Source organism: Cognatishimia sp. (assembly GCF_964229375.1).
In the GTDB taxonomy this organism is placed as follows: Bacteria; Pseudomonadota; Alphaproteobacteria; order Rhodobacterales; family Rhodobacteraceae; genus Cognatishimia.
This window is the reverse complement of sequence record NZ_CAXREH010000012.1, coordinates 1-5,543: the sequence shown is the minus strand read 5'-3', so window position 1 is coordinate 5,543 and position 5,543 is coordinate 1. Positions and strand designations below refer to the sequence as shown.

Here is a 5,543-nt window from a genome sequence, read left to right as displayed (position 1 = left end):
TCGATCAGGGTGTTCAGGCTGTCGACCGCCTCGGCATAGACCGAGCCGCCGTTGCCACCGTCCCCGCCATCAGGGCCGCCGTATTCGATAAACTTCTCACGGCGAAAGGACACACAGCCACTGCCACCACCGCCCGAGCGGATATAGACCTTGGTCAGATCGAGGAATTTCATAGAGGCGTCCTTTGGGGTTTATTACGTCCCCTGCCTCATAACGCTAAGACAGGGGGAAGCTCAATTAAGTTTTAGGCTGTAGGTCCAGGTTGGAACCGGTGCGCCGCGGGCGACAGAAAAGATTTCCGCATCGCCCAGATATTGAAAGCCGCAGTTTGTCAGCACGCGGGCCGAGGCCGGGTTGTCCTGAAACACGCTGGCAAACATGACGTGGCTGTTCAGCGGGTTGGCGGCGATCAGCGCGCGCACGGCTTCGGATGCGATGCCTGTGTTCCAATACGGCGGCGCAACCCAATAGCCAATCTCGCTTTTGCCCTCATCGACACGGTCCAAAGAGATCACGCCGATCAGTTCTTCTGCGTTGTCTTGCGTGCCATCAATGGCCCAAACATCTGCTATGCGGTCTTCAGAGTGTGCACGCGCGATAAAGGCCTCGGTCGCGCCGGGCGGCAACGGGTGCGGGATTGCGGTTGTCATGCGGGCCAATGCTTCGTCGCTGGCATAGTGATCGATGCGACCCTGATCCGACTTGCGCAAGGGGCGCAGGACCACGCGGTCTGTGTCAATCACTTGCTGATTGATAATCGTGTCATGCATCATGTGCTCTCTCCTCCAAGCAGGGCGAACAGGACCGAAGCCACTGTAAGTCCCGCTAAAATCCACATTAAATACCGTTCTGCCGGTGTTCCGGCGACGGTTTTTGCGATGCGATCTCCTCCCAAAGCCCACATCGGATGAAATAACAGCTGACAGGCCAAAAGACAGATGGCGATTGTCGTTGTGGCTTGCAAGGTGGGGGTGTCCTCGCTCACGAAATTTGTGAACCCTTGCACGATCATGGCCCAGGCCTTGGGATTTAAGGGATGCACCCAAAGACCCGCGAAAAAGCCCGGCGCTCTGGCACCTGTCTCTGACGCGGACAGGCGCAGGTTTGCGACCTTCCAGGCGAGCCAGAAAATATAGGCCATCGAGGCGTATTTCAGCGCCTCGAACGCCCAAGGTGCCGATGCCGCAAGCGACATAAGGCCAAAGCCGATTGGCCAGATAATCAATTGTTTTCCCAAGGCGACGCCCGCCACAAACGGCATGGACGCGCGAAAGCCAAACCGAGCTCCGGTGGCCATCAACGCCATATTGGCCGGCCCAGGTGTTGCCACCTGCGACGCGCCAAATGCCAGAAAAGGAAGAACTGCAATACTCATGGGATGTGCTCAATAGAAACAAAAAAGGGACCGGCGGTTTCGCCGATCCCTTAAATACTCTTAACCTTAAGGTCGGCTTACTCTGCGGCCTCCGCCACAGGGAGAACCGAAATAAAGGTGCGGCCTTTCAGGCCTTTGTGGAACTTTACGTTGCCGTCGGTGGTCGCAAAGATGGTATGGTCTTTGCCCATGCCTACGCCTTCGCCCGGCCACATCTTTGTGCCGCGCTGACGCATGATGATGTTGCCAGAGATGACAGACTCACCACCGTATTTTTTGACGCCCAAGCGACGACCCGCGGAATCGCGACCGTTACGGGACCTACCACCAGCTTTTTTATGTGCCATATCGTGTGTCTCCTATTTTTCGCTTATTTCGCCAGTTCTTTGGCTTGCTCAACCCAGCCTTCGCGCTCGATGCGGCCCTTGAAGGACAGCTTCTCGTCGAAGTCTGCGATTTCTGCTTCACCCCAAGCCGCGATTTGCGCGAAAGAGGTAACGCCAGCGGCGTGCAGTTTCTTCTCAAGCGCTGGACCTACGCCAGATAGCTTTTTCAGATCGTCTGCGCCAGCTTCTGCTGCAGGTGCGTCTGCTTTAGGCGCTGCTTTCTTTGCAGGTGCCTTTTTCGCAGGAGCGGCTGCTTCAACAGCTGCGCCGGATACAGAGCCTGCACCGATTGCTGCTTTTACGCCAGACTTGTCTGCGCCAGTGGACAGAATGTCTGTGACGCGAACCAGCGTCAGTTTCTGACGGTGGCCAACAGTACGCTTAGAGCTGTGCTTACGACGACGCTTAACGAATTTGATAAGCTTTTCGCCTTTGATCTGATCGATCACGTCTGCCTGTACGGCAGCGCCTTCAACGAGTGGTGCGCCAACGACGGTTTTGTCACCGCCCAGCATCAGAACTTCGTTGAATTGAATTTTTTCACCCGCGTCAGCAGCCAGTTTTTCGACACGCAGAACATCGCCTGCCTGTACTTTATACTGTTTACCGCCGGTTTTCAGGACTGCGAACATGTCCTATTTCCTTCGATTTCCCGCGTTATTTGGTCCCCTATTGGGCGTTTCCGGCCTAAGCCACCTCAAACAGCGCGCCCTTTTCGGACGAGATTGCAATAGATAAAGGCGCAAGGAAGCCCTTACGCCGATGCGGGCTTATGGTCCGGTGGTCAAAGTAAGTCAAGCAGGAGTTGCGGATTGCCCTGTTTTTTCTGACTTAAAGATCCTGACTGGGCTGTAATTCGCCAAGACGCAGCGACAGCGCCTCAAATCTGTTGCCCATCACCTGATAATGCACCGCGTTCATCAGTTCATAAACCAGCTGCATATCAGGATGTTCCAGCGCCTCGGTATAGGCTTTGACCTCGTCTGCGGTGAAATCCTGATAGGTATAGGCGGCCGAGGCTTTCGCCCCCTCTTCGATCGCGGCCAGCACCTCGGCTTCATTTGCCCGGATATTGGCCCACAGCGCCTCTTCGTCGATGTCGCGCGCGATCACGCCTGCACGGGACGCGGCCAGGATAAATCGCACTTGAATGGTCTGAAGCGCCTGCAGCCCGATGTTTTCCGGATCAATCGCGGCCCCCATGCGGACGAAATATGCGGGGCGTGGATCCTCTTTGGCCTCATAAAAGGCCAAAAGCTGTTCGCCTGCGACTTGCTTAAGCTCGTCATCATCAAGATGAGACAGGTTCTCGGCATGGACCAGCCGCTGACCCAGCTCGCTGCCATAAAATGTAACGGCATGATCCAGCAGGTTTTGGTCCAGCGTCGCTTCAAGAATGTCCAGCGCTTGGGTGTTCATGTCTTCGACAATGAAGACCTCTTTGACAAGATTGCTCCAGGTTTGACCAAAGGCGTTGTCCTCAAGACCCAGCATCGAGGGCGCGGTTTCCGCCCCGAGCGCGATGGACTCCAACGCCACATCAAAGCCGGTCACTTTCAGAAAATTCTCGACATCGTCGCGATCTGCCGCCTGCACTGCCACAGGAAAGGACGTCATCGCGCCAACAAAAGCCACGGAAACCAGAGTACGTAGGTGGTGGAACATAGAACAATCCTTTGGCTTTTTACGGTTGAGTCAAACTTAGGGCATATCGGTCAACAAACAATCACCAACAGCTCTTGCGGCGATCAAAAATCCGAGATAGACCGCGCGGAACCAGACCCCCGCGGAGAGGTGCCGGAGTGGTCGAACGGGGCGGTCTCGAAAACCGTTGTCCCTTCACGGGGACCCAGGGTTCGAATCCCTGTCTCTCCGCCATTTTCCTTAACGTCAGTGTTTTCCGTCGTCTCGCGCGCAGGCGCGTACGGGGATCAGATCGCTTGGCGTATCACTGGCGCCGCGCACGACGGAAAGAACTTCAGAGGCTCCGACTGTCACATCTTTACAGGTTTCGTAAATGTCACCGGATACGTTCGTCGCGTTTTTGCTGGAGAGGGAAAACTTTTGTTTGTGGTTGCCTTTTGGGCCGATTGTCACGCGCACGGACCATTCTTTGGTCGCGATAGCAGAGCCATCAAAGATCGCACAGACAGTCCAATCACTTGGGGCGAACGACTCAACCAATCCATAAGGGTCGTTTGACGCGTCATGTGAAACACAGCTTTCGACGTCACCGCCGGCATGGGCGATAGATGCGGTCAAAAATAGTGGGATAAGTATCTGTTTCATGGAAAATTACCTTTTACTTCAGAAAACTATTGCCGGAATTTAAATAATGCCTCCTTTCCCTGATTGTGTATGAAAACGCCAAAGGTCCCTTATCCATCAAAGTGAATGTTCACACGACGGTTCTGTTTCCCTTTCTTTTCGATTTTTCCGATCCGAATGCGCCCGATTTCACCAGTACGCGCGACATGCGTGCCGCCGCAGGGCTGAAGATCGATCTGGTCGTCGTCGCGCCCGATCCCAACCAGACGCACACGGCCTGATCCCATGGGGGGCTTGACCGACATGGTTTTCACCAGATCCGGCTGAGCGGCCAATTCGTCGTCGGTAATCCAGCTCTCGTGGACTTCCAGATCGCGTTCGATCAACTCGTTCAGCTGTGCTTGCAACGTTTCTTTGTCGTCAGGGGCCTCTGGCATATCAAAATCCAGACGTCCTTTTTCAGCCGAAATCGAGCCACCGGTGACAGGCAGGGGCACCACGACAGACAAAAGATGCAGCGCCGTATGAATGCGCATGTGGCGATAGCGGCGCTCCCAGTCCAGATGCTGGGTGATCGTGGTGCCAACCTCGGGCAACCGCGCCGGTTCCGCAGGTACCAAAGCGATCTCGTCGTCCAAAGTTTTGACCGCGGTCGCAATCTTCAGACTGCCGCCAGCCCAAGAGATTTCGCCGCTGTCGCCGGGTTGCCCGCCGCCGGTTGCATAAAACAACGCACGGTCCACGACGATGCCGCCTTCTGGCGTGTGACTGATCACTGTGCCCTCGGCACTGTTCAAATAGGCATCATCGCGAAAAAGAAGCTCTGTCATCTGTCTGTCCTGCGTGTCTTGGTGTCGCTGATACTGACCCAACGTGTGTGAAATTCAATAAAAAACCCCGCGTTCCAAGTCAGAACGCAGGGTTTCCATAAGCTATGCACGTGTGGGTTACACGTCTTCAAAGACGCCGGGAATGCTGATTGGTGCATTTGACAGCCAAGACGGTGTTGGCAGGCCTTTTTCGCGCAGGAATTCTGGGTTGAACAGTTTGGACTGATAGCGCGTGCCATAGTCACACAGGATCGTCACGATGGTGTGGCCCGGACCCATTTCCTTGGCCAGACGCTTTGCACCGGCAATGTTGACGCCGGACGAACCACCAAGGCACAGGCCTTCGTTTTCCAGCAAGTCAAAGACGATCGGCAGCGCCTCTTCGTCAGGAACTTGGAACGAGTGATCCGGTTTGAACCCTTCGAGGTTTGCAGTAATGCGCCCCTGCCCGATGCCCTCGGAAATAGAGCCGCCTTGCGACGCCAGCTCGCCGGTCGTGTAATAGCTGTGCAGCGCGGCGCCCATCGGATCAGCCAAACCAATTTTCACGCCCTTAGGCTGAAGCACTTCGGCCACGCCCGCCAGCGTGCCGCCGGATCCTACGGCGCAGATGAAGCCATCAACTTTGCCACCGGTCTGCTCCCAGATCTCAGGGCCGGTGGTTTCGACGTGCGCACGACGGTT

8 protein-coding genes, 1 tRNA gene and 1 pseudogene are annotated in these 5,543 nt (G+C 55.6%); 1 reads left to right on the top strand and 9 read right to left on the bottom strand.

Features of this window, described 5'->3' with window-relative positions:
• The 6 genes and pseudogenes from obgE to ACEQWH_RS01120 all read right to left on the bottom strand — a co-directional run.
• Positions 1-173, bottom strand: a pseudogene (gene obgE, locus ACEQWH_RS01145) (GTPase ObgE); the annotation flags it as partial.
• Positions 174-233: 60 nt separating this feature from the next.
• Positions 234-773: a GNAT family N-acetyltransferase gene (locus ACEQWH_RS01140; protein WP_370227517.1), complete on the bottom strand. Its 540-nt coding sequence runs from the start codon at positions 771-773 to the stop codon at positions 234-236.
• A complete protein-coding gene (locus ACEQWH_RS01135) occupies positions 770-1,375 on the bottom strand; it encodes a LysE family translocator (protein WP_370227515.1) in 606 nt (201 codons plus the stop codon). The genes ACEQWH_RS01140 and ACEQWH_RS01135 overlap by 4 nt, the downstream gene beginning before the upstream one ends.
• 77 nt (positions 1,376-1,452) lie before the next feature.
• A complete protein-coding gene (gene rpmA / locus ACEQWH_RS01130; protein ID WP_370227513.1) occupies positions 1,453-1,722 on the bottom strand; it encodes a 50S ribosomal protein L27 in 270 nt (89 codons plus the stop codon).
• A 23-nt stretch (positions 1,723-1,745) separates the two neighbouring features.
• The gene (locus ACEQWH_RS01125) at positions 1,746-2,393 is read right to left on the bottom strand and encodes a 50S ribosomal protein L21 (protein WP_370227511.1); all 648 of its coding nucleotides are present in this window, start codon (positions 2,391-2,393) and stop codon (positions 1,746-1,748) included.
• A 199-nt stretch (positions 2,394-2,592) separates the two neighbouring features.
• Positions 2,593-3,426: a DUF2059 domain-containing protein gene (locus tag ACEQWH_RS01120; protein WP_370227509.1), complete on the bottom strand. Its 834-nt coding sequence runs from the start codon at positions 3,424-3,426 to the stop codon at positions 2,593-2,595.
• A gap of 123 nt (positions 3,427-3,549) precedes the next feature.
• Between ACEQWH_RS01120 and ACEQWH_RS01115 the strand changes: the two genes are divergently transcribed.
• A tRNA-Ser gene (locus ACEQWH_RS01115) sits at positions 3,550-3,639 on the top strand.
• Between the two features lie 12 nt (positions 3,640-3,651).
• On the opposite strand, the gene ACEQWH_RS01110 is transcribed toward ACEQWH_RS01115, so the two are convergent.
• From ACEQWH_RS01110 to ACEQWH_RS01100, 3 genes are all read right to left on the bottom strand, one after another.
• The gene (locus tag ACEQWH_RS01110) at positions 3,652-4,050 is read right to left on the bottom strand and encodes a hypothetical protein (RefSeq protein WP_370227507.1); all 399 of its coding nucleotides are present in this window, start codon (positions 4,048-4,050) and stop codon (positions 3,652-3,654) included.
• 89 nt (positions 4,051-4,139) lie between these two features.
• Positions 4,140-4,859, bottom strand: coding sequence for an alanyl-tRNA editing protein (locus ACEQWH_RS01105; protein WP_370227505.1), 720 nt, complete (start codon positions 4,857-4,859; stop codon positions 4,140-4,142).
• 117 nt (positions 4,860-4,976) lie between these two features.
• On the bottom strand, positions 4,977-5,543 hold a 567-nt coding region (locus tag ACEQWH_RS01100; protein ID WP_370227503.1), incomplete at its 5' end, for a pyridoxal-phosphate dependent enzyme.